We start from the raw sequence: 23,334 nt of genomic DNA on the forward strand, positions 1-23,334 counted from the left end.
AAGTTTACAACTAAACGACAATCCCAACAAGTTCGGGAACTTTGCCTGCTAGTTTCCAGCCTGTAGCCGGAGAGTAAATGGGGGTATTTGCCGTTACTCCCCAATTTGTCAGCTCAGAGGAAGGAACTTCAACAAAGGAATTGTCAGGCGCTTTGATTTGCCACATGAATTCTAATTGTGCTTTCACATCAACTAGCAAATCGGCGGGGATTGGTGGAAAACTGACTGCAACAGTTGCAGTTTCCACAGCAACTTCTACAGCAGGGTCGGGTTGAATCGAACCGACAAAGTTTTTGCTAAAACTCAGCTTGGGTTTCCGAGAAGCTTTGAAAGTTGTCGGCTCGCCAGTGCGGGGGTTTCGCCCTTGACGTTCCGGTTTGTCGGTGATTTTAAAGATACCCAGATTTTCGATTTTTACTTCTTCCCCGCTGCGGAGCGAAGTAGTAATGAAACTGATCGCAGAACTCATCACCGCAGCGATCGTACTTTCACCGAAGCCAGTCGAATTTTTTACGTAGTCAGTTAGAGGTGTCATGTAAAACTATTGATTGAGACAGAGACGCATAAATTTATTATGCACGAAAGTTATTAGCTTGGCAACTCTCGCAGATTTTTTGCCAGTAGCTAGTTATTTTTGCATCACAGTAAATTATTTTTGTTCCTTTTTGTTGGGAGGATTTCTGACAAAATCTTCCATTTCGGCAACTGTCATCATGTTTGGATCGAACAAAAATGCCTCAGTAATAATGCCATTTTTCACCTTGTGAGTGTAAATCCGCATATCGCGCGTTTCTCCTATTTGAAGTTTGCTGGCGTAATAGGGATCGACGAATCCCAAAAAATTGTACCCAGTGATTTTTTTTGCTGTAGGGTGAAGCATATCAATGCCCATCTTTTTTAAGCCAATAGGATTACCGCTTGCATCCTTTTCTTGCCACCACACTACTCGTGTTTTAACGAGAATTCCTCCCCAACCTTCACTTGGCTGGCGATCGAACATCCATCCGCTTTTACATCCCAACGGATAAGAATTAGTTTTGTTTGCCAAACCGTAAACTACAACTACGCCTCGGATTTCTCTGGTAGTAGTGCTCAATTCTGCAATAATCTCATCAATCCACAGCAAAAATACCAAGCCTGCTGAACCAGCTTCACTCGTATGACATACCTGCCAATAAGCAGCAGCCCAAGTTTCAGCGCTGTAAGTTTTGCCGTCAGGTCTTTGAATTGCTAAAATCCCATCTCTTTTTGATTTGAAAAGTGCAGAAACTTCTTTAATTTTTGAAGTATCACCATTGTTAGCTTCTTTCCATTCTATTGCAGCATTGATTTGTTTAGCATAATCAAAACGTACTTCATTTGCCATCTGCTGCTGAATTTCATTTTCTGGGTATAACTTGAATAAAGAAAATTTGAAACTTACAGGCGATGAAGTAATTGCTAAATCTGGTTTTTTCCAATGACTGTTAACCAATTTTACGATCGCACTTACTGTATCTGTCGCATCTGGATTTACCGGACACGGATATTCAGCATAAACTTTTTTATCTTTAAAGCCTTTCAACCAAGGGATATTATCTTTGCCAACCGCTTCATCAATATATTTTGTAACAGCATTTAACCCGTTGACATTGTTGGGATATGCGGATTTTAAACTATCAACAGCAATTTGAATCTGCTGCGAAAGAAAATCAATAATCCTCATATTTTGAGTTTGGGTTTGCAGTCCGCCCGGGGGGATATCGATGAAATGCTGTTCGATATTTGCAGCAGCAGCGCGCCCGAGCAAGCTAGCAGCAATACCCGTGTTGTTGTTCATCGAATTGATGGCAATTTGTCTCATGTTCCCTTGCAGTGCCATTTTAGGGAATTTCTCGGTATCTGGAGGTTTGCCAAATTCTGCGATCGCGGACGCCAGTGCTGGAAATCTCTTAACAGAAATCAACTGCATAAAATCGCCATCAGTATCTCTGCCAAGTCCGAGCAATTGCTTGCGAGTAGCTGCGATCAATCCGGTGCCATTTTTGTAGGGCCCCGTGTGAATGTTTTCCCATATCTGACAATCTCCCCAGTGTCGCATGGGATTGCAAAATACTATGTAAAACCCCGGTTTGAAATCGGGCGCGCACATCACTTTTCTGCCGTCGGGCGCACCGTCTTTGTAGTAGAAATCTAGCGTCTCATCGGGCTGGCACATCACTGAATAGAAACGCACTCCGGCTGCTGTCGCCAATACCAACCACTGCAACTGCAAGCGTTCTTGAATCTTGCGAACAATATACGGATGCAGTAGCAGTACGCCGTGTACGTCAACTTCAATAATTCTGATTAACGGACTGATATATTCGGCTTCCGATTGCTCTTCATTGCCGATGATATCTGCATTGGGATTTACCAAGTCTTCGTCTTTTTTCTCCTGGCTAACTTTAAGAATTTCTGCTAAATCTTTGATAGAATTGTATGCACTAGCTAGCTTTTCGCACTTCGATCGCAAAGCAGTTGTAATCGGCGGGTAAATTCCATTACTTCTTGTTAAAGCAGTTTTCGGAAACCACTGGAAAAACATCCATCCCGGTTTAGCCACTCGTTCTTCCCCTTCAAAAACTAATCCCATAAGCACAACATCTTCATGTACCCCAAATGCAGGTTTTTTGCCTTTGAGACAGCTTACAGGAATCACTAAATCGTATTCTCCGCCCAACATAGTGTCAAGGTGAGAATTGTAGGCGATCGTCCCTTTACCTACCCAACTGTCTCGCACAACCATTCGGAATTGAATCGGCGTATCCAATTCAGTGTCTTCGTTGAGTTCAAATTGCCCGGTTCCCAAAAAGCTCATCAGCCTGCTGCTACCTTTGGCGTGGCTGTCTCCAGTATTCCAGTGCCATTGGTGCAATTTATCATCCTGCAACTGCCCCTTCTCGTTTCTGCGCGTATCATCGACGACGATATACTTGATTCTTCGATAAACTAATTGTTTGCATCCGGTATGAACGATCGAACCGTAGATAATTCGTTTCCATTGCTCGTTTTGCGCGCTGCCGTAATAACCTTGCCCCACTTCTTCCATGTTGAAAGTGAAACGTCCGTGAGTTCGGCTGTTACTTGCTAAATCGAGCGAAAATTTCTTTGAATCTGGCGGAGTAAAGGGTGCGAGCAAATTAGGATTTGTATCTTCTTTTGATATTTCACCAATACAGAATCTGTCTTCTGGTTTTGGATAAAGCGCTCCTAACATAGTATTTCGCAAAACTACTGGAGGTACGGTTTTATTCCATTCCTTCTTTTTGCAATCCCAGACACTCCAAGTTGAAATAACAGTTACAGTTCCAGTAACTGAATCAACATCAATTAGGTTGTTATTCCAATCGCTAGCCATTTTAAAAAAGAGTAAGAGCTGTTTGCATTATTGTAGCAAAATCTCCTCCTACAAGTTCTGTTAGAGCTTCTTCTCCTACGATAGACAATGGATTTTGGATATCTTTTAACAAATTTAAAACCATTACTGGTTTACCTTTATCATTAGCAGCAACTCCGTACAATTTTTTAAAGCTATAACTTGATTCAGTAATTAATGTGGTTGCCATTAATTGCAATTGCTCTCGCATTTCTTGTCTGTTTGTATCGTAGAGATGAGCGGTAGCAAGCGAGTATACAGTGTCTGTACTTTGCCCGTATACATATAAATTGTTGCCGAGTTCTGTTTTGTGTTTCATGGCAGCAATGATGATTACTGCTGCACCGATAATCGGCAAAGCATAGGGCATCAAAAAAGTCCAAGCAGCGGAGAACATTCCGGTTGAGGCAAAAATTACTGGGATTAAACTTTTGCCGGCTTTGATAACAGATGCAGCTAAAAATCGGTAGGCATTTGCACCGCTGCTGCCGAGAACTTTAAGGACGATCGAAGTAACTGTATGCTTGAGAGCATCCAGCATCTGCATGGGAAATCCAGCTAATCCTTTGAGAAAAAAGCTGCTTAACAACCAAGATGCGATCGAACCAATGACTGCACCCGCACCTACTATCCCGCCTGCTCCTGGGAGTACGGGTACGATCGCATTCGCTACACAATTGTTTTGGGTTAATGAACTAATGTCATATTTGGTTGATGAACTAATATCCCAACTTAGTGCTGATCGAATCGAGAAATTTGCCGACGCAAACACTGATGGCACTTGATTTGTTTTCATAGCTGTTTCTGCCATGGTAGCTCGACCTAGTTGGACTTTAGCTCCACGCCTACGATTGCCTTTAAGGTCTTTAATTGCCTCAATTAGTTTGTTTTTAGCTGACTCTAAATTACCAAGTGCTTCCTTTTTCCAAGCTTGCATGGTATCTTTAGCTTGCTCAAATTCTTTCTCGATCGAACTAATTTCCGCTTCAATTTTTGCCAGTTCTACAGATAATTTCGGCAAATCCAGAGTTTCATTGTGAGCTTTTACCGCAGCTTCATAGATAGTTTTATCGCTGCTGCTCGGTTTAATGCTCGATAAAATCGACAAACCGCGCCCCGCTAAATTTGCTTGATAAACTTTAGAATTGCGAGCAAGATTTATGCCGTAAACTGTCTCGCAAAATACTTTACCAACTTCACTTACAGTCAATCCTAAATTGGCAGCCAATGTTAATATTTCTTTCACGTTGGCAAAATATGGAGATTCCATTATGAATTTGATGTGAGGCAAACTCGTATACCAATCGCGCCCCCCAGCAATAGCCTCGTGTACTGTATCGACAATCGGTAGAATTTGTTTTCCTATCCAAATTTCAGCCATAAATTTTTTCCATTATCAATTAAATTATTCTATCAAATTAGCCAGAAACTGGACACGCATTAATGCCACGAAAGCCTGTAAAGGGACGATCGACCTACCAACAAGGTTTATTGCTTCTCGTCTTCCAGGCGTTCTACGCTTTAATCCGGGGTTGACTGGTGGCGGATTCATTCTCCACCAGTTTTCATAATGCACTCCAGCCAAGTAGCTGGGAATCCTAGCATCCACAGACATAAAGCTGGGTTTAATTTCCGATCGCGCTCCAATCTTCCTTGCTGTTTCAATATCAGTTCCAAGCGATTCTGACCAGCAGATCCACCCTTTCCGCTGCTGTAAGGCAAGGTTGTCGGCGTAGGCAATGACAAATACTCTTTGCCTCTCGTGAGGCGCACCGAGCTCCGACGCGCTGACGATTTCAATTTCAACCTCGTAGCCAGCCAGACTGAGTCCGGCAACAACCGCTCGAAGTCCTCGATCGATAACTCCCGCAGGGTTCTCGATAACCACAAACGTTGGTCTTCCGATAACGATGCACCGCAGCGCTTCAAACCAGAGATTTGATTCAAAGTGTGCGAGTCCTGTTTTTGTGCCGGCTGCTGACGTGCCGGTGCAAGGAAACGAGATGAAGTGTACATCAGCTTTATGTGGGATTGCATTGTACGATCGAATATCTGGATAAATTGGAATTTCTGGAAAGTGCGATCGCAACACTTTTTGAGCTTGCGGGTTGATTTCAATAAATTCGATCGTCCTAAATTGAACTTGGGAACAAATCAAATTTGCATAATTGCTAGCTAGTTCCCACGCACCTATTCCAGCAAAGAAATCGATACATTTTAATTGCATATTACTGTGAAATAATTCTTTCAATTGTAGCATAAATAAGCTTCGCAATAAAGGGGTTGTTTCGGGAAGAGTGAAAATGAAAATGAAGAGAATCACGCTTTCTTCGCAAGAAGGCGCAATAGTAGAAGATTGCGATCGGCTGGAAATCCATCTGCATGAAGGTGGAATTATTCAAAGGGGTGAAAACTCATTCTTGTGGTACCGTCCAGACCCTATCCCTTTTTCTGATGGAAGTTTTACCTCGTGTGTCGTCGAGGGCTACGCAGATAATCTTGATGAAGCAATGAGATGTTTAATTAGAGCTGCAATGTCTTAAAACTTTCGTCCCGATCGGCGGTACGATCGGGACTTTCTATTTTCAATTGGTTACTCAAGCAACTGCGTCAACGTATACCATTGCCCCATATTTGCCTTCCAAATAAACAGGCAGTAAATTGGGTTTGTACGCATCATCAAGCCAAGCACGAAATTCAATCATTTCTGAGCGATGGTAACTCCAAGCTTTGCACTTGCGACCATCGGGAAACTGGTAATCGTACTGTTTGCGATCGACTGCCCACTTTTTGTCAGCGCGATATTTTGCCCACTGAGTGCCGATTGACCCATCCATCAAATCAAATTTATCAACGGGTAGTTTAAGTACAGTTTCGACCCACAGCAACAATCCTGATGCTTCAGACAAAACTGTCCAGTAACCCTTGGGGACGTTGCTGCTGTTTTCGTAGATTGACTTAACTCGTTCTATGTATGCACCTATTACGGGGCGAGGTGCGGCTTTGGACTTGGCAATTTTTTCGCATTCAAGGAAGTATTTGCGAATCTGCTTGCCTTGACTGGTCTTAGCCAGCATTCCGAGTTCCTTAAAGCAATTCACGCTTAAACGGTAAGAGTGGCTGGGACGACCACCTGTAGGGCTTTTCCGGTTTGAGGCGGAAAAGTCTACACCTTCTTCAAAGTAGGACTTGAGCGTGTCGAGTGCTGAATCTTTTCGGGTATATCCTAGCCAAACCCATGCTTGTTCTAGATCGATTGGAAACTGCTCGGTAGATTCAATCAAACTTTTTGCCAGTTCAATGCTAAAATCCATGACGTGACCTCTGATGTAGGTTACTCCCCCTGGAACCTTGGTGTTATAGCACCAGTTCGCGAGGGGGTTTTTATGCTTCACATTATAGCTTTTTTCTATTACAATTTATCTCGTAGCTTGCGGGGCGGAACGCCATCGAACGCCACAAATTGACTATCGATCGCCCTCAACTTCAGAAACAAATCTCAGAAACAAATTGTGTTTTTGTTTCCAGAAACATCAGAAACAAAATCAATGCTTCGCTTTGCAGTGTTGATGTTTTTTGGTAAATGTAATGGAAAGTATCAAGTTTGCTGGAATAGAATGCGAAGTGTTGAAATCTTCACTGCACGGCAATTACCTAGTTCTAAAGGTGACTAACAGGATTGCTGTCACAGGCACTTAAATTACTCAATAAATTTAATGCTTCGCTTTTAGGTGTTGACGTTATTTTACCGTTAATTATGTTTCATAAACTACGCAAGAAAACCTCACTTTTAGAAAAGCTGGAAAGTCATATCATTGCCAAGGACGGATGCTGGTTAACAGATTTGCTAACACTCAAAAACGGTCACACACAAATAAATGTTGAAGGCAAGATGAAAGCAACTCATCGGGTAGCTTATGAAATTTACAAAGGGGAAATACCTGATGGTATGTATGTTCTTCGCACTTGCAAAAACCCAGGTTGTATAAACCCTGAACACCTTTTCTTAGATTCTTCTCATACAGCAACCCGTGAGTACGAGATAAAACCTATTAACGAACGGTTGGAAAGTCATATCATCACCAAGGACGGATGTTGGTTGACAAACTTAGCTTTATCTCATGGATATCCTGTTTTAAGGAAGACAAGTCCAGGGGGAAAGGGCAAAAATTTAATGGCTTCTCGCTTAATGTATGAAGCTCATCATGGTCAAATTCCTGAAGGGATGCTTGTTTGCCATTCTTGCGATAATCCTACGTGTGTTAATCCTGAGCATCTATTCTTAGGAACTCACAAAGATAATACCCAAGATATGCTCCGCAAAAATAGAGAAGCAAGAGGAGACAAGCTACCTCAAACTAAACTCACATCAGAACAAGTAAAGGAAATTAAACTTTTACTGGCTGAAGGAAGCTTGAATAATGGAAAAATAGGTAAACTCTTTGGAGTTACCTCCACAACCATTTGGGACATAAAAAACGGTATCACCTGGAAACATATCTAGCCTCAATTTCACTAACAACCACAGCTATCGATCGAATGACTTGATCGATAGCTGTTTATTTTGCAGGAGTTACACAAATGGAAACGATTTTGTTTGCAGGAATCGAAGGACAAGTTTTACAATCTAGTCAGCATGGCTCGTTTTTGGTTGTAAAATTGAGTAATCAAATTACAATTTGCGGTGCGGTTAACAATATTTGGGACTGGAATGAAGCGCCCGATCGAGATTCAGGTTTCGAGTCGTTCATTACCTATGTGGGTGTAAGTTCGATCGCAGAAGCAACGGAAATCAAAACTATTCTCAAGAAAGCTGGCGGTTACTTTCAGGGTAACGAAGAAGAACCGCGCAAATCAAAGCGGGTTGTTGGTTCTCCAATGGAGCTGAAAGTTCGCGGTTTAAATGCTGATTTTGTGAGCTACATGGCAATACTCCTGAAGTAGCTTTTTACATTTATCGCCCCAAGTTTGTTGGGGCGATACAACCAAACAGGAGAAACCATGATTCACGTCGATCGAAATAGCGAACAGCTTACCCTCAAACTGCGCGATGCAGTGCGTATAATGTTCTGGCAAAATTTCAACCCAGAACTCAGACAACAAAATCCAACTCAAGCTCATGCCGAGTTTTATTCCTGGTGGTACAAGCAACCGTTTGTCTGGATGGATTGGTGTCAGTTTCGAGAATATTTATGGATTTCTGGGATGTCGATCGAACAAGCGCTGTTTGTTCGAGAAAACTATTACTGCGGATTGATGGCAAATTCTTCGGTTATTGATTTTCCAATCGATTCGTAAGAATGTAAGGCGATCGACATCATCTCGATCGCCCATTTTTGGTGCATAAAGTTTGTCGATTTTATTGGAATCTTTTGGTAATCGGTAATCTATCTGCTCTGACCGAGAGGCAAGCCTGCGGCAAAAATGTTGTTCTATATTTTGGTGATGACATGGAAGCCTATCAAGTTGAAGTAATGACAATTGTAGAATACGATCGCGAAACTACAATTGTTGTCGATACCAGACCTCCATCGTTTTTCGTAAAACCTTATGAAGTTTATTCAGAATTTCATAGTTACGGGGAACGGTATAAAAGGTTTGCTACTCTTTCAGAAGCAATCTTGCATCACATTTTCTTAGTCAAGCGCTACGAAGAAGATGTGGCGATTTACAATTCTGAAGAAGATCCTGTCGATCGGATATCAGTATTTCCTGCAAGTTATGGATTGGTAGAAGAACCAAGCCATAGACCTTGCGAATTCTAATTGCTAAACGTCAAGTTTCTGTTTTCAGAAACTTGACGTTTTTTCTCATGGCATTTGCAAAAAAAAGCAATGCTTCGCTTCAAATGTCAGCCAATTTTTTTTCAATTCACTCGTAGAGGTACTTTAAATGACTATCAATATTCCCAGTTTTACCGAGAAACGCGCATCTCAATTGCGCGATGCTGTAAGAATTATCGCTTGGGATGCGTACAAGCAAGAAAATAAAGTCAAAGGCAAAGATGTAGCTTATAAAGCTTATGAAGCCTTTGACATTGAATGGAAAGCCCATCCCATTCACAAGTTAGACTACGAAGGTGTAGTCGAATTTGCTCAAGATTTGGGATACGAAATCAAGGATTTGTTGGCGGTGCGAACCGAACACTACGTTCGTCGCAATGAATTGAACGGTACTGCCAAGAAACCAAACTTGGCGACTAATGTTGCTGACGATCGGTACGACTTCTAAATGAAAAAGCCTTAGTTTCCTCCTGGGAACTAAGGCTTTTTTTTTACTATCGATTTTGCATCACAAACTAATTTTTCTCGATCGTCCCATTGAAATATTTTGCACTTCGGCAAAAGTCAAGCCTTCGGCAAAAATGTCGTTGTTTTTCCCCGTGACCATTATGATTATCAAGCGCACTCGCCGACCGATGCTTTCTCGCCAGTTTGTAAGAACTTACTTCGCCATGAAGAAGTTTGAGCAACGAGAAAATGAGGCTTGTTACGAACCAGTTTCTGAGGAACAACTAAACCTCGAAGCTGCGTTTGGGCAACTGAAAGATTCGCTAACTTCCGAAGAATTGCGAAATTTTAAGAAGTTAGCGCAGCCTAAAGACCAGTTCTTAATGATTTCCCACGACGAAGGTTATTTAAAGATAACACTTCGTGGAGCGGGCATTTTTGAACTGAATGATAGGTTGGCTTCTGAAACCGGCTATCCACTTGGTTGGTTTTGCTATTACAGTGTTGACGGGTATGCTGCTTGCGAAAGCTTCGATGAAGCTTGTCGAGAGTTAATATCCTCTGCATTTTCCGATTTCCACTAAAAGAAAAGCCTTAGATTCTACCAAGGATCTAAGGCTTTTTTTTTATTCAAAAATGCCGATCGAACACTCTCTCAATCTATTTTTTTTCTCTGCAATCTGCGAGCTAGATAGCCAGCAACCGCAATATTTTCTGTTATACCGAGAGTCAGGCTTCGCAATAAAGTAGCAGTCAATTATTGTGGAGACTCAGAGTGAAAATTATCAATAAAGTAGATCCGAGAAATATCGAAGATTTGAGATCCTGGTGTCGAGCCAGGATTGCAGATAGTGAGATAGATCGATCGAATTATGTTGATGGAAGATTGAATTTATGGCTTTTCCATAAAGTTGATTTTCGCAATGGCAAAGTATCCAACGGATATAAAGATGACAGGATCGCAAGATTTTGTCAGAAAGTATATCCGGGTTGTGATATTGGATTGTTAAGTTTCCATTTTGATCATGGGAATTTGACAAGTAATGGGTTGATTAAACCCCATCGAGATCACAGTTACGGTCAACCAACTGCTAGAGGCGTAAATCTTGGCAGTTGTGTGTTTGATTGTAACGGTTTGCAGTATAACCTTGGTGATGGCGATATCACTGAGTTTAATTGTAAGCAGATCCATGGTGTAAGTGAGATATTAAGCCCGGAAAGGTTTAGTATCACTTTGTGGAAGTTTAACCGATCGAAAGGTTATTTCCCATTGCCGTAGACAAATTAAGGATCTAGATTGCGATCTAGATCCTTGATTTGTCTTTTTTTATCCCCAAAAAAGCTTCGCTGTCAAGTAATAACTCTTTCGGAGATTCAAATGCTACACCTCAAACAAATATTGACGATCGAGCAACAATTCAGATTAGTTGAGTTGTGCCGAGAAATTGCCACAATCGCTCCCTTTATTACGCAAGTAATGCCAAGAAGCGGTCAACCGCTAAATTGTCAGCAAACATCGTGCGGTAAGGTTGGCTGGATTACCGATATAAATGGCTATCGGTACGATCGATTGCAGCCGAATAAAAACCCATTTCCACCAATGCCTGACACTTTGATTGATTTAGCTGTTAAGATTGCTCTTCGGGCGGGCGAACCAGAATACCAGCCTGAAACCTGTTTGATAAACTACTACCGACCGGAAACAGGCAAACTTGGCGTTCACCAAGATAATAGTGAGAGCAATCTCAAGCCAGCTATTATCAGTATCAGTCTCGGCGACGATTGCGAGTTTGTTGTCGGCGGCACATTGCGCTCCGATCCTTTGCAATCGATTACTTTGCGATCGGGCGACATCTTGGTTCTTCATGGCGAAAGCAGACTAGCACACCATGGAGTAAAACGCATTATTCCCAACACAGCCCCCACTGGCTTGTTGAAGAATAACGGCCGCTTAAACCTCACAATCCGCCAAGTGTTTTAGTGAAAAGATTCTCAGCCTCCTAGGTTGAGAATCTTTTTTATTAAACTTTAGCCATTAAATATCAAGCTTCGCAATAAAATAATGACCTTTTACAACTGAAAAGCATGACCAAAGTATTAATTTCTGGCAGTCGTTCAATTCAAGTATTGCCTCAGGAAGCTGTTGAATCTATCGATCGCATTATCGCACAAAACTTTGACATCATAATCGGTGATGCTTTCGGTGTAGACAATTTAGTCCAACAATACCTGAGACAGCGCAAGTATCAGAAAGTTGTTGTCTATTATGCCAAGTATAATTCTTTCGGGAAACCGAGAAACACTAACGGTTATCCGGCTGTAAGCGTTAACGGCAATTATGAAGCCAGGGATAAGTTTATGTGTTTGATAGCCGATTACGGTTTGGCTATTTGGGACGGTTGCAGTCGGGGCACTAAAGCCAATATCGATCGAGTTAAATTGACGCGAGTTATCAAAATCTAATCATTTGATTTAGTAATACCTACAAGTTTTGTGCGAGCGAAACTTGTAGGTATCTCAATCTTTTAACCTACAGTTAGTTTTTGCATTGGAACCTACAGTCAAGCCTTCGGCAAGAGTGATGAGTGAGATTTCTCGCTCGTCCACTTATCCCGAGGTTTCAATCATGACCATCGTAATTCGCAATATCAAAGAATCCCGCCAAATCTTTGATATCAGAAGTTCCACCGGAGATTTCTTCCATGTAAACAATGGAAAAACAACAATTATGGCTGAAGATGAACAAAAATTGTTCAGGCAAACTAACTTTGTAGTTGGTTATGCCGGAACAGATATCCGTTTATCTTCGTGGGCAGACAAAATGCGACGTGGACTGACGAATATCAATCTTGATATGCCAGTCCACAAGTTAAGAGAATATCTTTGGATATTGCTTAACACTGATTTCTCTCTTCTAGATCGCAAACAGAAAAGAGATATGGGGTATTGGCAGCTTGAACAATATCGCTCTATAGCGGAAACTTCCAAGCAAAATGATATAACCTTATGGGTTTTATCCAGCCACGATATCCAATCGGCAGAGCTGTTTAAACGATTTTTCGTTTATTTAGCTAGTTTGTAAAAAAAAAGCCTTAGATCCTAATTAGGATCTAAGGCTTTTTTTTTACAATTAGAAAACCATTTTTTAACTTAACGGAGAATGTAATGCAAGTTGTCAACGGCAAGATTGATGGTTTTATCGGCAAAGATAAAATCTACATTGGTCGATCGAAGGCAAGAAAAGAAATGTCATTTAACTGAACTAGGAAAAGCTTTCAGCAAAATCGTCGGGGAAATTCAAGCTTAAATTATGCTTCGCTTTTATGTGGTGATGTTTCATTGATTTTTCATGTACTCACCACTCGAATTATTTGATTACCAGATTGCTGTCGATCGCGAAATCCACGCTCAAGCAGAAATCAAGGAATACAACACAGCATTTTTCACAGGACACCGAGGAGTAGGGCGATCAGTTGTTAAGCCAATCAACAAACTGATTGATATGGCGATCGCTCAAGGCGTAACTGAGTTTTTCTCAGGAATGGCGATAGGTACAGATTTGCTAGCAGCAGAAATATTGACCGATCGCAATTTACCGTGGAAAGCAATCACGCCGTGTCCGTACCAGTGCATCAAATGGTCAAAGCCGTATCAGAATGCTTACTGGCAGTTGCTGCGATCGGCAGATGCTGAAATACGCATTTCTGAAAATTACACGCCCACCTGCATGATGGAACGCAATGCTTACATGGTAAAGCACTCCGATTTGTGCTTGGCAGTGTGGGATGGTCGAAGCAACGGCGGAACTTACCAAACTCTTAAAATGGCTTTGCGAGCCAAGAAACTAATTTTTGCTTACAACCCTCAAAGCAATTCTTTCAGAACGATTGACGACCATTTGTAACTCGCGCCAAGCCCCTTTTTAATGGGGCTTAATTTCCCATGAGAAAACGCATCACAGCTTTTTTCACTGGCAACTACTGGATTACTAAAGACTACCGCAAAGAAATCGATCGCCTAATTGATTTGGCGATCGAACAAAACACCCGTCATTTTCTGTGCGGTATGCAGCTCGGTTTCGATCAAGTAGTTGCCGATATTCTCATCGATCGCCGATTGCCCTGGACTGCTGTACTGGCTCATCCAAATATCGATCGTCCCTGGAAACCCCGACAGCGCTCTCGATTTCGCAAACAGCTAGAGAAGGCACCGCAAATAGTGATTCTGTATCCTCAAGGTTTTCACGGTTCTAAGGCGATTGCTTGGCGCCACATGATACGAAAATCGGATATTTGTCTGAGCATTAATTCTGGATTCCATTGGGATTCTGAAAGACAAACCGATCGAGGCGGACCTGGTGATGTGATTGATTTGGCGATCGCGAACAACCTCCAAGTTTTTCAAATCAACCCAGTAGGCAGAGCGCTATCAGTAACAAATCCACCGAAACAACTTTGCTTTTGTTTCCAGTAACAACAACACCAAAATCATGAAATCTAACAAGAAAATCACCGCTCACATCCACAATCGAATTGCTAAGTTAGCAGTTGCTGCGATCGAACGCGGAGACATCACAAGCTGCGATCGAATCCCCGACACCGAAAGCTATTTGATTGTGCGTAGCTTGCGGGACGGAACGTCATCGGGATACTTGCCGACTACTTATACCGCCCTTGGAGCTGGTACTTTGCTCTACTTGCTGAATTCTTTTGCCAATAGTTAACACAAAATCACCCTCTAAAAACAAAGCAATGCTTCGCTTTTAGAGGGTGATTTGTATTTAGCAGGTAAATCATGAAACTCACAGCAACCCAAGAAATCATTGAGCAAATGTTGGATAAACTCGATATCAACATTGATGCAATTGTAAACCGTCTTTTTGGCACTGGCTTTATTGACGATCGATTCACCTCAGACGAAGTTAAAGTCGCTTTCTACAACTGGTTTATGTACCACGTAGAGTGCATTGAGGCTGATGCAGAATTTCACATTAAAGGTGAAAAGCGGTTCTATCAATCCTTGCCTTACGATCGGCTAGAATTTGAACAACCTACCGCAGAAATGGAAGAACATTTTGCCGATTGGCGTGAAAGTCAGCGAGATGAGGCTTACTACGAAGAAATGGCAGCATATTTCAATCCTCCAAATCAATTGGCAGAAGTACAGGCAGAAGTTTAGAAAAAACAGCGGTTGTTCAAGCTAGCAACCGCTGTATCAAATCTGTTAAAGCTACCTTATCATACCATGAAACACCTACAAAGATTAGCCGAAATTCGTTGCGCGATCGAATCACTAAAAGCTGAAGCAGAATCGATCGAAGCTGACGCAATTCTCGAAGCTTTCGATATTGTTGAATCCGAAACATCAGTTAACGGTAAAAGCTTAGTCTTTTCTGATACGAATGCTAAAATTGTGTTAGTTTTACGCAACCGTTACGACGACAAAAATACCTCGGTTGTGCGACTAGATGAAGATATCAATCGCGAGTACGATAAACTGTGTCGATCGAACGCAACCGCCATCGAAAACAACAAAGCTTACATCCAAGAACTCACAGAAATGATAGAAGCAGCAGAAGCAAAACAAGAAACACTTCTGGTTTCTCCCTACCTAGAAACGCTTCGGAAGCAGCGGGCGATCGCACTCAAAAAGACCGAGCATAAAGTACCGAGTTTGGCGGTTTATGTAAAGTAGTGCTTCGCTTTCGGGCGTTGATTTTCTTCGCCAAAATGCGGTAAGGCTGAATAGAACCGCAATCAAAAACTAATTAACAGGAAAATAACCATGAACCCAATCATCGTTGACGGCTTTGCATTTCGTATTCCAGGTCTCCCTAGTCGTTACAGAGCAAATTGTAGTAAAGATTTTGGCCTCTTTGTCACAGGCGATACCAAAGGTATGAACTGTTCCAAAGCGGAGAAAGCTGGTTTAACTCGTGGCAGTTTTGTGGAGATGGCGATTTGTGCGATCGGGCAGAAAACTCTCACTTTCAAACCTCATTACGAAAACGAGTCTTTCACAGAAATCTGGGGAATCCCCGTTGCTGGTGAGATGAAAACTCACTTTCATGAAAAGTGCTCAGAGTTGTCAACTTTTCTGATTCATCGTCAATCACAAGACAAATTGAAGGGATTGGTGGAAACATTTGGACGGGAAGCATTCAATAATTGGGTAACTGAAGGAATGCCGACTAATTATGCTGAATATGCTCTAACAAAAGCATCTGAAGCCTACTTTAATAACATCTTTCGGTTTGAGATGATGCAAAGTGAAGGCAACTATGGCACTTACTACTCAATTGTGACTAGCACTCGCCCGATCGCAACTCCCTTTGAAGAAGCTGCTGTCAAAGCTGCACGCCAAATCTTTGAAGATGACCAACGCGGAATTGGGCATTGTGTTGACCAACGCTTAGTTGAGAATCAGCAACTGTGCTTGGCAATGGGCTCAACTCCTGATGAGGCTATTGAATTAGCATCAAGCCCAGTTACCCGACAAATCAAAGGTAAGTAATCCATAAAAGTCGGGGAGAAATCCTCGGCTTTTTTTTATGTCAAGCAAACTAAGGAGAAAATCATGAGCAATATCGAATGGACGAACTTAACTTGTAATCCCATTCACCTAATTCGTGAAGATGGCAGTCACGGCGGACACTGGTGCTATAAAGTGAGTCCAGGATGTGCGAATTGTTATAGCGAAACACAGAACCAAAGCAATTATTTCAAATTCGCCAGCAAATTGCCTTACACAGGTAAAGCGCCAGATAATTTGATTTTTGACGAAAAGGTGATGCAAGAATTGCTGAAAATACGATCGCCCAAGAAAGTATTTTTGGGCTCGATGACTGACTTATTTGGTGAATGGGTGCCCGATGAATGGATTGACAAAGCTTTTGCTTATATGGCGATCGCACCACAACACACTTTTCAAATCCTGACCAAACGCCCGGAGCGGATGAAAAAGTATTTAGATGGAATTACAGGATATCGTTTGTACCAAGCATTGCTGTCCTGTTATTGGGAAGATGCTGATTTTCCCAGGCACATATTGAGAAAATATCCAACACAGGAAGCATTCCTAGAATTATTTGAGAATCTTGGTTTGCCCGATCGATCAATACCAAACATTTGGTTGGGCACAAGTGTGGAAAATCAAAAAGCTGCGGACGATCGCATTCCATCACTCTCGCAAACCCCGGCAGCCGTTCGGTTTTTGAGCTGCGAACCGTTGTTGGAGTCGATCGATTTACGGAAGTATCTTGGGCTTTGTTCTGGTTGCCAAACTTGCGAATTTCATGGTGGACACCGAATCAGTAAATCAATGCTGGGCTGGATAATTGCCGGGGGTGAATCCGGTCCCGGTGCACGTCCTTGTCATGTTGATTCGATTCGATCGATCGTCCGGCAATGCAAGCAGTCGGAAACAGCGGTATTTGTGAAGCAACTTGGGTCTACACCCATAGAATCCAATCCTTATATTGCTGGAATTGCAGAAACTCATCGAGTGATTAGGCTTAAAGACCGCAAAGGTGGCAATATTGATGAATTTCCCGATGATTTGAAAATTCGAGAGTTTCCATAAAGCTTAGCTGTAAGGTCGCTTCGCGATAAGGAAGCGATCTTTCAATTGAAGGCGAAGTTTTTATGTTTATCGAATTTAACGGCGTTTCGATCGAATTTGAGCAACTTCTTGAGCAATCCTATTGGAGTAATGGCAACCCAGGAGATTGGACATATTCGATCGAAAATGGCACATATTGGGGAATTAGTTCAACCCTCGAACAAGCATTTTCACAAGCTAAAATCGATTTCGCCAAGTTAAAGGAAGATTTTAACGTTACAGATAGTGATTTAGCTTGTGAATGGCAGGCAAGACACGGTATCGATCGTGTTTATCTTGACGATGACAATCAAGACGAATTTTAAGTAAATCAAAGTTCCCCCTTGGGAACTTTTTTTAAACGCAATCTAAAAAGCTGAAGCCATGAAACCAATAGACAAAAGCACTCATTTGTCTCGCCAGTATTCACTGGGGACAGGGACATTGGCGGGTGCTAGAATCGGTTGAGGGCAAGCGATATAAGAAGTTAAACGGATTTGGATATAACCTATTTTCGTCAATCATTTTTAGCTTGATTAATCCTCAAGAATAGCCTAAAATAAGTTAAGCTTGAGGATTAATTAATGATAGTAGCTGGTACTGGATATCTTTGCTATTCAAAGTTTATCTTTGATGGCGATACTTTGAATCTTGATTTTCAAGGCGAACAATTCAAAGCAAGACTGCAATGGATTGATTCGCCTGAATCTAGAAAAAACTCACAATCGAGTACAGATTCTAGAATCCTGAAACATTGGGAGTGGGCAGAAAAAGCTAAAACAACTTTGGCGAATTTAGTAGCTGGTAAACCGATCGTCACAATTCCGATCGAAAAAGACTCATTCAATCGGTGGGTTTGCGACTGCTACCTCGAAACAGTAAAAGCAGCAAACAACGTACAAATCCAGCTTTGCAAAGCCGGAATGGCAGCTACTTACCTTCCGTTTAACAGGTTTTCATACAGCACCAGAGAACTAGCTGTAATTCGAGGAATTATCACCGAGACAGCTAATGCCAATCGTAAAAAACGTGGCATTTGGTCAGAACCAAATTTTATTCTCCCTTACGAATTTAAAAAACTAACAATCTAACCAATCAGCAAATTCGACTGCACAACTCATCTAATTCTCGACCTTTTTCCAAAATAATTGATTTTGCCAGTGCCTCAAGCTGAAAAATATTTTGGGGACTGGCATCATCGATATCATCATTTGCGATCGTCAGCGAAGATTGAAATCGATAATACTGCTGTGGCTTCAGTATATATTCAAGTTCAATTGCCACAGATTCGCTCATCCCGTCCATCATGATATTTATGAGCGGTTCGAGCCACTGCAACATCCCCCAGTTTTTGGCTTCTTTGCCCGAATATTTGCGAGTTAAATTTCCTGTCCCCAAAGAAACTAAAGTAATTTCTGATATATTTTTCGCAATTCTTAAACATTCTGCAATTGCAAAGCTAGCAGGATTGTTAGCGAAAACTCCACCATCAATTAACGCATAACCCCCCAATTGGTATGGCTCAAAAAAAGTTGGTGCTGCGGTCGTTGCCATAGCCGCTTGTGCCATAGTCGCATCCGATAATTTCTGAAAATTTCTTGTTTGTGTGTTGGCACTGTTATTTACGAAAAATATTGGCATCCGAGATTCAATATCGTAAGCGGGAATTAAAATATTTGTTAGCGCTCGATCGAGAGTTGTTTCCCCTAGCACCTCATCGATCGCAAATTGTCTGCCTTTCGATGAATATTTCGGTTTAGTTAAATCATCTATTTTTGTGAAAGATTCGATCGCTGGTTCTTTAAATATTTTTTCTCCCTTGCGGTACAAATCAATTAATTGGTCGATCGAACAATATGCTTCCAACCCGTTGTCGGCTGGCGCAACTAGCCCGCTTAGCCAGCATCCCCCCCGTTGAAGTCCCCACAATCAGATCGAACATCTGCCAAATAGCCCGGTTTGTCCGCTTTTCTATTTCAGCCAAAATCATTGCTGGGATAATTCCTCTAATCCCGCCACCGTCGATCGATAATATTTTCATTTTTTTTACTTTGCACTATTATTGATTGTATAATTATTGTATACTTATTGGAGTATAGAATGTTAGCCACTAAAATTATTCAGTACATGGAAGCCCGGAAATATCAAATTTTTCGGGGGAACAGAGAGCTAAATATTGTTTATGTTGAGGGGATGAACACCGATGGCACGCTAAATGGCGACGAACCAAACCACTTTAACGATGTGCGGATGGTAATTGAATTTAACGATAAAGTGCCGATCGTCAGCGGCAAGTGGCAAGCAACGACCGAACCGGGATTCTATTACACCGACAATCCGATGAATCCAAGCGGTGCAGCGCGCATTGCTTTCGGTCAGTACAAGGCATGGCAGGTTGGCATTCACGGGATGAGCGAACCTCATGAAGCTCTAGTTCAAGTAGATTGGGTTAAGGTACACCGGGATTACAATCGAGATATGCTACGGACTAGGGATGATATTTATGAAGGCAACTTTGGCATCAATCAACATCACGGGTACGATCATCCCCAAAATGATATTTACACAGCCAGCGCCGGATGTTTGGTCGGGCGCACTCGCGCAGGTCACGCTCAATTTATGAATGTGATTAAAAGCGATCGGCGCTATCAAGCCGATCCAAATTTCATATTCACAACTACAATTATCCCAGGAAATAAACTATGAGTTTCAACACAAAATCTGTTTTTAATTCCGGCTCCAACTTTAATTCCGGTTCCAGTTTTAATTCTGGAACCGGAAGCAGTTCCGGCACCAAAACCAAAAAACCTGTTCCAACAACTAAAATAAGAACGCTTACAGTCAATAAATGCGGTTACGTGGTTTTATCGAATACTGCATCTTACCCTCTGTCAAAGCTTGTTTCGGTCAACGGGATATCCCGAGGCAGTATCAATCCGATTGCTTTTGTTCCTAGTGGCAAAGAGAAAAGTCCTTCTTGCAAAGTAGGAAGTTACGGCGCAAAAATCCAATCTCGGCACTTTTCTCACAACAATAAACTTTATGTTTTTTCTAGCCCTGCGGGTCCTGGAGCAAAAATCAAACTTGTTTACGACAAATAGCAATTGAAAATAAGTAAGGCAACACAGCAAATTTGTGTTGCCTTACTTATGATTTATGGTTAATCACTGACTCGCTTCTCTCTAATTTCCAAAATATCGATTAGATGACGGCGAATTCTTAAATCGCTTCCTGTAGTTTTGAGCAAAATTTCAGCAGTCAACGAACTCAAGAAAATTACAGTTAGGATAAAGAACACAAAAAATCTTGGACTTCCTGGCAACCAATTAAATAAATTAGTTATCTCTATCATTCTTTTAGTCTCATTTTTATGGGTGGCATGAGAAGCTTCTAAAGCTTCTACTTTCATTTCTAATACCCTAACTCTTTCTACAAAAGAATCGGGTAAATCGGGAATGTATTTCATAATTTTACACTCACTCAATAAACATATTTTAACCAATATCTTGTAAGTGAAAATACTGAATTTTAACTGTAGCAAATAAAACTTTAATATAGTCAAAAATCACAACCGATCCCAGAAATCCAAAAAATCAAACCATTTGCACATAATTTTGAGAACCAACTTAACCTCAATAATTTTGATTAAATTGAATTTAAACCACTCAGTAAATCCGTTCAAACTTGGATCGAGATATCTCCGCTGTTTAGCGTAGCGTCTGTGCATTGCAAGTTCAAGCTGCCTCATGTTGTTGGTTTCAACACAAATAATAAAATCTAAAGATTCGTAGATTTCGCTAAGCTGGTTGTATCTTTCAGTCATGTATCTGGTTAGCCCAATTTTGTAGCACTTATATTTTCTGGAATATACAATATATACAAAACCAGGGACATAATCATTGCGCTGTGTTTGATTCGATCGTAGTTTTTGTCGCGCATCGCCCTTCAAAATAGGTTTATTTTTCATCAGTTATTTTGCCAAATTTTGATTCAAGTAAACTATACCATTCTTTAGATTTTAGAAACGGTCTACCGCTATTACCTTTCATAAATATCTTTGTGCTTGTTTGAGTCACCCCAAGTTGGAGAATTTTGAGGCTCAACCACAAAGCTTTATCAGGGTCGATCGGGATTAATTCGATCGCATCTTCCACTTCCGCATTTGGCACGCTGTACTTCCTCATCAGCCCAAAAACCCGCGCTAAAGCCTTGGTTCGTTCCTTCTCGGGAAGTGTGGAAGCAGGGGAAGCGATTAAACTAGAATTCTCTTCTGGCAAGGCTTTTGGGAATTCCGGCTGTACTTCCACAGCGAACATATCGCTTTCAGAACTGGGGAAGTCATCAATAGGCAAAAACTCTGCATTCCAAGCGTCTAGCAATCGCTTTTTAGCTACCTCTAAAAGTTCTTCCGAGGTTGGTTCAGTTTGTACTTGTGACTTGGGTTCGGGCTTTGGTTGGGGTTCTATTTCAGGAGATAGATCGGCTTTGCTAACTGTGGCAAAACCGCCATCCTCCCGCTGCCACTTGCTCAGATCGGGGACGATCGCCGGGAATTCTCCCACCTCAGAACTAATCCAAGCACTGCGTTTACCAAAGGATTCCAAATAGTCCCTAACTTTTTGATACTTAGTATATTCTTCGCTATCTTTCGGAAAGCGATTGCAGTAAGACTCGCACTCCTCAACTGCAAATTTGCCCATATAAATGGAGCAGAAGCATTCGGCTAAATCGCTTTCACCTTCCAATCCCCAAGTGATAACTTGCCTACCTTGAGCTAAAGCAAAAATACGGATTTTAAGCTCGCGACAAAGCGTGAGGTATTCGCCCATCAAATCGCGAGCTGATGGCGAAATAACCTGTTTATTTTCTACTATCGCTTTGATGTTCTTGGCGATCGCCTTCCACTCGTCAAATGCAACAGACCAATAGGGGTAATCAATTCCATCAGCCATCAGTACAGTTCGATCGATGCGTTCTTGCTGAAGTTTCAGCATCTCCGATCGAATGGCAACATAATCTTCTGGTACGCCTACAACATCCAAAAAACGCCACTGATGCGGTTTGCGCTTGATGCTGACCACAAACTTTTTCTCGGACGGAAAGACATCTAGCAACCAATCAACCAACATTGTTTTGCCACCGTTTGTCGGAGCGACGGCGCGAATGTGGGTGTAATTTTCCGGTTGGTTGCGAAAGTCTGCCCAGTCAAAAAATTTAACCCCGAAGTCAGGGACGATCGGCAGTTCTACCCCAAACGGAAATGAAGATCGATCGACTATCAGTTCTTCTGTTTCCGGCTCTGGCTCTGACTTATTTACTTGTTCAGTTTCCAACAACGCTTGTTCATGGCGAAGTTTGGCATCAGCAACTTGCTGGCGTGCCCATTCGGGGTGCTTGTGCGCGATCGAAGTTGCCAGCGCTTTGTCTGCATCAAGGGCAAAATCTTTCACCGCTGCTGCTGCCCGAGCAGTTTGTTTATCGATTTCTTCTTGAATGATTATCGGGCGCGTAGCCTCTGCCAGTTCCCGCTGCTGCTGTTTCTTCTCGGCAATTGCGCTGTCGATCGCCCGCTGTTGGGCGATCGCATTTTTGAGGGATTGCTTGCGGTTGAGGAAGCAGCCAATCGCAGCAACCGGAGCTACTAGCCGAACGATCGACCAATTCTTCGTTGATGCCGGGGCGATCGACAGCGCGATCGCCAAACAACCGCCGATAAGACTACCCATCATTCCTGTAGGGCTAGTCATCGTTGCCTCCTAGCATCCCGAGCAGCATTAGAAAAAGTGCGATCGCCCCAACAGCAATCAAAATGTGTTGGATTGTGACATATTTGAGCGATTCCCACCACGGTGCAGCGAACCCCAAGAAGAGTGCAATCCCACCGCTGCGCCACAGCGATTTCTCGGTAGAACTGCGCGGTGGATAAAACAAAATTACTCCGGTTGCGATGAAAGTGCCGGCGATCGATAACCGCAATAATTCAGGATATGCCCGCCCGATGTTGGCTGCTAATATTCCAGCCGAGAAAAAAATTCCCCGAGTTGCCCAATCGTATCGATCGAGCAATTCTAAAAGTTCAACTGATTCTTTAGTTTTTGATGTTTCCAT

32 protein-coding genes are annotated in these 23,334 nt (G+C 42.1%); 21 read left to right on the forward strand and 11 right to left on the reverse strand.

Translation table 11 applies throughout. The annotated features are described in order from the left end of the window. Positions 1 to 10: 10 nt before the first annotated feature. The 4 genes from JGK39_RS09310 to JGK39_RS09325 all read right to left on the reverse strand — a co-directional run bounded on the left by JGK39_RS09310 (position 11) and on the right by JGK39_RS09325 (position 5,657). A complete protein-coding gene (locus JGK39_RS09310; protein WP_293296105.1) occupies positions 11 to 535 on the reverse strand; it encodes an HU family DNA-binding protein in 525 nt (174 codons plus the stop codon). A 114-nt stretch (positions 536 to 649) separates the two neighbouring features. Further along, on the reverse strand, positions 650 to 3,379 hold the full coding sequence (locus JGK39_RS09315) for a hypothetical protein (protein WP_293296106.1): 2,730 nt from the start codon (positions 3,377 to 3,379) through the stop codon (positions 650 to 652). A gap of 1 nt (position 3,380) precedes the next feature. Next, the gene (locus tag JGK39_RS09320; protein ID WP_293296107.1) at positions 3,381 to 4,778 is read right to left on the reverse strand and encodes a hypothetical protein; all 1,398 of its coding nucleotides are present in this window, start codon (positions 4,776 to 4,778) and stop codon (positions 3,381 to 3,383) included. Between the two features lie 24 nt (positions 4,779 to 4,802). Then, positions 4,803 to 5,657 (reverse strand): DNA cytosine methyltransferase, encoded by an 855-nt coding sequence (locus tag JGK39_RS09325; protein ID WP_293296108.1) that lies wholly within the window; start codon positions 5,655 to 5,657, stop codon positions 4,803 to 4,805. Positions 5,658 to 5,706: 49 nt separating this feature from the next. On the opposite strand from JGK39_RS09325, the gene JGK39_RS09330 reads away from it, so the two are divergent. After that, positions 5,707 to 5,940 carry a hypothetical protein gene (locus tag JGK39_RS09330; RefSeq protein ID WP_293296109.1) on the forward strand — a complete coding sequence of 78 codons (234 nt, stop codon included), beginning with the start codon at positions 5,707 to 5,709 and terminating at the stop codon, positions 5,938 to 5,940. Positions 5,941 to 5,994: 54 nt separating this feature from the next. Here the strand turns inward: JGK39_RS09330 and JGK39_RS09335 are convergent, their stop codons facing one another. Continuing rightward, entirely contained in the window at positions 5,995 to 6,711 is a 717-nt protein-coding gene (locus JGK39_RS09335) for an antA/AntB antirepressor family protein (protein WP_293296111.1), read from the reverse strand. A 365-nt stretch (positions 6,712 to 7,076) separates the two neighbouring features. On the opposite strand from JGK39_RS09335, the gene JGK39_RS09340 reads away from it, so the two are divergent. From JGK39_RS09340 to JGK39_RS09430, 19 genes are all read left to right on the forward strand, one after another. After that, positions 7,077 to 7,901 carry an HNH endonuclease signature motif containing protein gene (locus JGK39_RS09340; protein ID WP_293296112.1) on the forward strand — a complete coding sequence of 275 codons (825 nt, stop codon included), beginning with the start codon at positions 7,077 to 7,079 and terminating at the stop codon, positions 7,899 to 7,901. 77 nt (positions 7,902 to 7,978) lie between these two features. Then, on the forward strand, positions 7,979 to 8,341 hold the full coding sequence (locus JGK39_RS09345) for a hypothetical protein (RefSeq protein ID WP_293296113.1): 363 nt from the start codon (positions 7,979 to 7,981) through the stop codon (positions 8,339 to 8,341). A 27-nt stretch (positions 8,342 to 8,368) separates the two neighbouring features. Then, the gene (locus JGK39_RS09350; RefSeq protein ID WP_293296114.1) at positions 8,369 to 8,695 is read left to right on the forward strand and encodes a hypothetical protein; all 327 of its coding nucleotides are present in this window, start codon (positions 8,369 to 8,371) and stop codon (positions 8,693 to 8,695) included. A gap of 74 nt (positions 8,696 to 8,769) precedes the next feature. Beyond that, positions 8,770 to 9,162, forward strand: coding sequence for a hypothetical protein (locus JGK39_RS09355; protein WP_293322114.1), 393 nt, complete (start codon positions 8,770 to 8,772; stop codon positions 9,160 to 9,162). Positions 9,163 to 9,289: 127 nt separating this feature from the next. Continuing rightward, positions 9,290 to 9,628 carry a hypothetical protein gene (locus JGK39_RS09360; protein ID WP_293296116.1) on the forward strand — a complete coding sequence of 113 codons (339 nt, stop codon included), beginning with the start codon at positions 9,290 to 9,292 and terminating at the stop codon, positions 9,626 to 9,628. A gap of 160 nt (positions 9,629 to 9,788) precedes the next feature. Continuing rightward, positions 9,789 to 10,211, forward strand: a complete 423-nt coding sequence (locus tag JGK39_RS09365) for a hypothetical protein (protein WP_293296118.1) — start codon at positions 9,789 to 9,791, stop codon at positions 10,209 to 10,211. A 191-nt stretch (positions 10,212 to 10,402) separates the two neighbouring features. Next, positions 10,403 to 10,906, forward strand: a complete 504-nt coding sequence (locus JGK39_RS09370) for a hypothetical protein (RefSeq protein WP_293296119.1) — start codon at positions 10,403 to 10,405, stop codon at positions 10,904 to 10,906. Between the two features lie 99 nt (positions 10,907 to 11,005). Then, positions 11,006 to 11,608 (forward strand): alpha-ketoglutarate-dependent dioxygenase AlkB, encoded by a 603-nt coding sequence (locus JGK39_RS09375; RefSeq protein WP_293296120.1) that lies wholly within the window; start codon positions 11,006 to 11,008, stop codon positions 11,606 to 11,608. 104 nt (positions 11,609 to 11,712) lie between these two features. Beyond that, positions 11,713 to 12,090 (forward strand): hypothetical protein, encoded by a 378-nt coding sequence (locus tag JGK39_RS09380; RefSeq protein WP_293296121.1) that lies wholly within the window; start codon positions 11,713 to 11,715, stop codon positions 12,088 to 12,090. Positions 12,091 to 12,253: 163 nt separating this feature from the next. Beyond that, positions 12,254 to 12,709, forward strand: coding sequence for a hypothetical protein (locus JGK39_RS09385; protein ID WP_293296122.1), 456 nt, complete (start codon positions 12,254 to 12,256; stop codon positions 12,707 to 12,709). A gap of 267 nt (positions 12,710 to 12,976) precedes the next feature. Beyond that, positions 12,977 to 13,531, forward strand: a complete 555-nt coding sequence (locus JGK39_RS09390; protein ID WP_293296124.1) for an SLOG family protein — start codon at positions 12,977 to 12,979, stop codon at positions 13,529 to 13,531. 38 nt (positions 13,532 to 13,569) lie between these two features. Continuing rightward, entirely contained in the window at positions 13,570 to 14,100 is a 531-nt protein-coding gene (locus JGK39_RS09395) for a hypothetical protein (protein WP_293296125.1), read from the forward strand. Positions 14,101 to 14,116: 16 nt separating this feature from the next. Continuing rightward, positions 14,117 to 14,350 carry a hypothetical protein gene (locus JGK39_RS09400; protein ID WP_293296126.1) on the forward strand — a complete coding sequence of 78 codons (234 nt, stop codon included), beginning with the start codon at positions 14,117 to 14,119 and terminating at the stop codon, positions 14,348 to 14,350. Positions 14,351 to 14,421: 71 nt separating this feature from the next. Beyond that, a complete protein-coding gene (locus JGK39_RS09405) occupies positions 14,422 to 14,805 on the forward strand; it encodes a hypothetical protein (protein WP_293296128.1) in 384 nt (127 codons plus the stop codon). A 66-nt stretch (positions 14,806 to 14,871) separates the two neighbouring features. Continuing rightward, positions 14,872 to 15,321, forward strand: a complete 450-nt coding sequence (locus tag JGK39_RS09410; protein ID WP_293296130.1) for a hypothetical protein — start codon at positions 14,872 to 14,874, stop codon at positions 15,319 to 15,321. Between the two features lie 204 nt (positions 15,322 to 15,525). After that, entirely contained in the window at positions 15,526 to 16,140 is a 615-nt protein-coding gene (locus tag JGK39_RS09415; protein WP_293296132.1) for a hypothetical protein, read from the forward strand. Between the two features lie 63 nt (positions 16,141 to 16,203). Further along, complete coding sequence (locus JGK39_RS09420; protein WP_293296134.1) at positions 16,204 to 17,208, forward strand: DUF5131 family protein; 1,005 nt, start codon at positions 16,204 to 16,206, stop codon at positions 17,206 to 17,208. Positions 17,209 to 17,270: 62 nt separating this feature from the next. Further along, entirely contained in the window at positions 17,271 to 17,552 is a 282-nt protein-coding gene (locus tag JGK39_RS09425) for a hypothetical protein (protein WP_293296136.1), read from the forward strand. A gap of 258 nt (positions 17,553 to 17,810) precedes the next feature. Next, the gene (locus tag JGK39_RS09430) at positions 17,811 to 18,317 is read left to right on the forward strand and encodes a thermonuclease family protein (RefSeq protein ID WP_293296138.1); all 507 of its coding nucleotides are present in this window, start codon (positions 17,811 to 17,813) and stop codon (positions 18,315 to 18,317) included. A 4-nt stretch (positions 18,318 to 18,321) separates the two neighbouring features. Here the strand turns inward: JGK39_RS09430 and JGK39_RS09435 are convergent, their stop codons facing one another. Beyond that, on the reverse strand, positions 18,322 to 19,092 hold the full coding sequence (locus JGK39_RS09435; protein WP_293296140.1) for a patatin-like phospholipase family protein: 771 nt from the start codon (positions 19,090 to 19,092) through the stop codon (positions 18,322 to 18,324). Continuing rightward, positions 19,058 to 19,267, reverse strand: coding sequence for a patatin-like phospholipase family protein (locus JGK39_RS09440; protein WP_293296142.1), 210 nt, complete (start codon positions 19,265 to 19,267; stop codon positions 19,058 to 19,060). The genes JGK39_RS09435 and JGK39_RS09440 overlap by 35 nt, the downstream gene beginning before the upstream one ends. 59 nt (positions 19,268 to 19,326) lie before the next feature. Here JGK39_RS09440 and JGK39_RS09445 point away from each other — a divergent pair, with 59 nt between their 5' ends. Continuing rightward, positions 19,327 to 19,932, forward strand: a complete 606-nt coding sequence (locus tag JGK39_RS09445; RefSeq protein WP_293296144.1) for a hypothetical protein — start codon at positions 19,327 to 19,329, stop codon at positions 19,930 to 19,932. 454 nt (positions 19,933 to 20,386) lie between these two features. Here the strand turns inward: JGK39_RS09445 and JGK39_RS09450 are convergent, their stop codons facing one another. The 4 genes from JGK39_RS09450 to JGK39_RS09465 form a co-directional block, all read right to left on the reverse strand. Further along, positions 20,387 to 20,692 carry a hypothetical protein gene (locus tag JGK39_RS09450; protein WP_293296146.1) on the reverse strand — a complete coding sequence of 102 codons (306 nt, stop codon included), beginning with the start codon at positions 20,690 to 20,692 and terminating at the stop codon, positions 20,387 to 20,389. Positions 20,693 to 20,791: 99 nt separating this feature from the next. Continuing rightward, a complete protein-coding gene (locus tag JGK39_RS09455) occupies positions 20,792 to 21,193 on the reverse strand; it encodes a GIY-YIG nuclease family protein (protein ID WP_293296148.1) in 402 nt (133 codons plus the stop codon). Beyond that, positions 21,183 to 22,973 (reverse strand): hypothetical protein, encoded by a 1,791-nt coding sequence (locus JGK39_RS09460; protein ID WP_293296150.1) that lies wholly within the window; start codon positions 22,971 to 22,973, stop codon positions 21,183 to 21,185. Before JGK39_RS09460 ends, JGK39_RS09455 begins: the two co-directional genes overlap by 11 nt. Beyond that, entirely contained in the window at positions 22,966 to 23,334 is a 369-nt protein-coding gene (locus JGK39_RS09465; RefSeq protein ID WP_293296152.1) for a hypothetical protein, read from the reverse strand. Before JGK39_RS09465 ends, JGK39_RS09460 begins: the two co-directional genes overlap by 8 nt.

The sequence above is a fragment of the Microcoleus sp. PH2017_12_PCY_D_A genome (genome assembly GCF_020738565.1).
Lineage (GTDB): Bacteria > Cyanobacteriota > Cyanobacteriia > Cyanobacteriales > Microcoleaceae > Microcoleus.

Coding starts and splice junctions, on each gene's coding strand:
- JGK39_RS09360 (WP_293296116.1), top strand. CDS start 9,290: ATGACTATCAATATTCCCAGTTTTACCGAGAAACGCGCATCTCAATTG.
- JGK39_RS09320 (WP_293296107.1), bottom strand. CDS start 4,778: ATGGCTGAAATTTGGATAGGAAAACAAATTCTACCGATTGTCGATACA.
- JGK39_RS09465 (WP_293296152.1), bottom strand. CDS start 23,334: ATGGAAACATCAAAAACTAAAGAATCAGTTGAACTTTTAGAATTGCTC.
- JGK39_RS09385 (WP_293296122.1), top strand. CDS start 12,254: ATGACCATCGTAATTCGCAATATCAAAGAATCCCGCCAAATCTTTGAT.
- JGK39_RS09450 (WP_293296146.1), bottom strand. CDS start 20,692: ATGAAATACATTCCCGATTTACCCGATTCTTTTGTAGAAAGAGTTAGG.
- JGK39_RS09325 (WP_293296108.1), bottom strand. CDS start 5,657: ATGCTACAATTGAAAGAATTATTTCACAGTAATATGCAATTAAAATGT.
- JGK39_RS09460 (WP_293296150.1), bottom strand. CDS start 22,973: ATGACTAGCCCTACAGGAATGATGGGTAGTCTTATCGGCGGTTGTTTG.
- JGK39_RS09345 (WP_293296113.1), top strand. CDS start 7,979: ATGGAAACGATTTTGTTTGCAGGAATCGAAGGACAAGTTTTACAATCT.
- JGK39_RS09315 (WP_293296106.1), bottom strand. CDS start 3,379: ATGGCTAGCGATTGGAATAACAACCTAATTGATGTTGATTCAGTTACT.
- JGK39_RS09430 (WP_293296138.1), top strand. CDS start 17,811: ATGATAGTAGCTGGTACTGGATATCTTTGCTATTCAAAGTTTATCTTT.
- JGK39_RS09410 (WP_293296130.1), top strand. CDS start 14,872: ATGAAACACCTACAAAGATTAGCCGAAATTCGTTGCGCGATCGAATCA.
- JGK39_RS09455 (WP_293296148.1), bottom strand. CDS start 21,193: ATGAAAAATAAACCTATTTTGAAGGGCGATGCGCGACAAAAACTACGA.
- JGK39_RS09380 (WP_293296121.1), top strand. CDS start 11,713: ATGACCAAAGTATTAATTTCTGGCAGTCGTTCAATTCAAGTATTGCCT.
- JGK39_RS09420 (WP_293296134.1), top strand. CDS start 16,204: ATGAGCAATATCGAATGGACGAACTTAACTTGTAATCCCATTCACCTA.
- JGK39_RS09365 (WP_293296118.1), top strand. CDS start 9,789: ATGATTATCAAGCGCACTCGCCGACCGATGCTTTCTCGCCAGTTTGTA.
- JGK39_RS09330 (WP_293296109.1), top strand. CDS start 5,707: ATGAAGAGAATCACGCTTTCTTCGCAAGAAGGCGCAATAGTAGAAGAT.
- JGK39_RS09375 (WP_293296120.1), top strand. CDS start 11,006: ATGCTACACCTCAAACAAATATTGACGATCGAGCAACAATTCAGATTA.
- JGK39_RS09390 (WP_293296124.1), top strand. CDS start 12,977: ATGTACTCACCACTCGAATTATTTGATTACCAGATTGCTGTCGATCGC.
- JGK39_RS09310 (WP_293296105.1), bottom strand. CDS start 535: ATGACACCTCTAACTGACTACGTAAAAAATTCGACTGGCTTCGGTGAA.
- JGK39_RS09400 (WP_293296126.1), top strand. CDS start 14,117: ATGAAATCTAACAAGAAAATCACCGCTCACATCCACAATCGAATTGCT.
- JGK39_RS09395 (WP_293296125.1), top strand. CDS start 13,570: ATGAGAAAACGCATCACAGCTTTTTTCACTGGCAACTACTGGATTACT.
- JGK39_RS09425 (WP_293296136.1), top strand. CDS start 17,271: ATGTTTATCGAATTTAACGGCGTTTCGATCGAATTTGAGCAACTTCTT.
- JGK39_RS09405 (WP_293296128.1), top strand. CDS start 14,422: ATGAAACTCACAGCAACCCAAGAAATCATTGAGCAAATGTTGGATAAA.
- JGK39_RS09415 (WP_293296132.1), top strand. CDS start 15,526: ATGAACTGTTCCAAAGCGGAGAAAGCTGGTTTAACTCGTGGCAGTTTT.
- JGK39_RS09445 (WP_293296144.1), top strand. CDS start 19,327: ATGTTAGCCACTAAAATTATTCAGTACATGGAAGCCCGGAAATATCAA.
- JGK39_RS09440 (WP_293296142.1), bottom strand. CDS start 19,267: ATGAAAATATTATCGATCGACGGTGGCGGGATTAGAGGAATTATCCCA.
- JGK39_RS09335 (WP_293296111.1), bottom strand. CDS start 6,711: ATGGATTTTAGCATTGAACTGGCAAAAAGTTTGATTGAATCTACCGAG.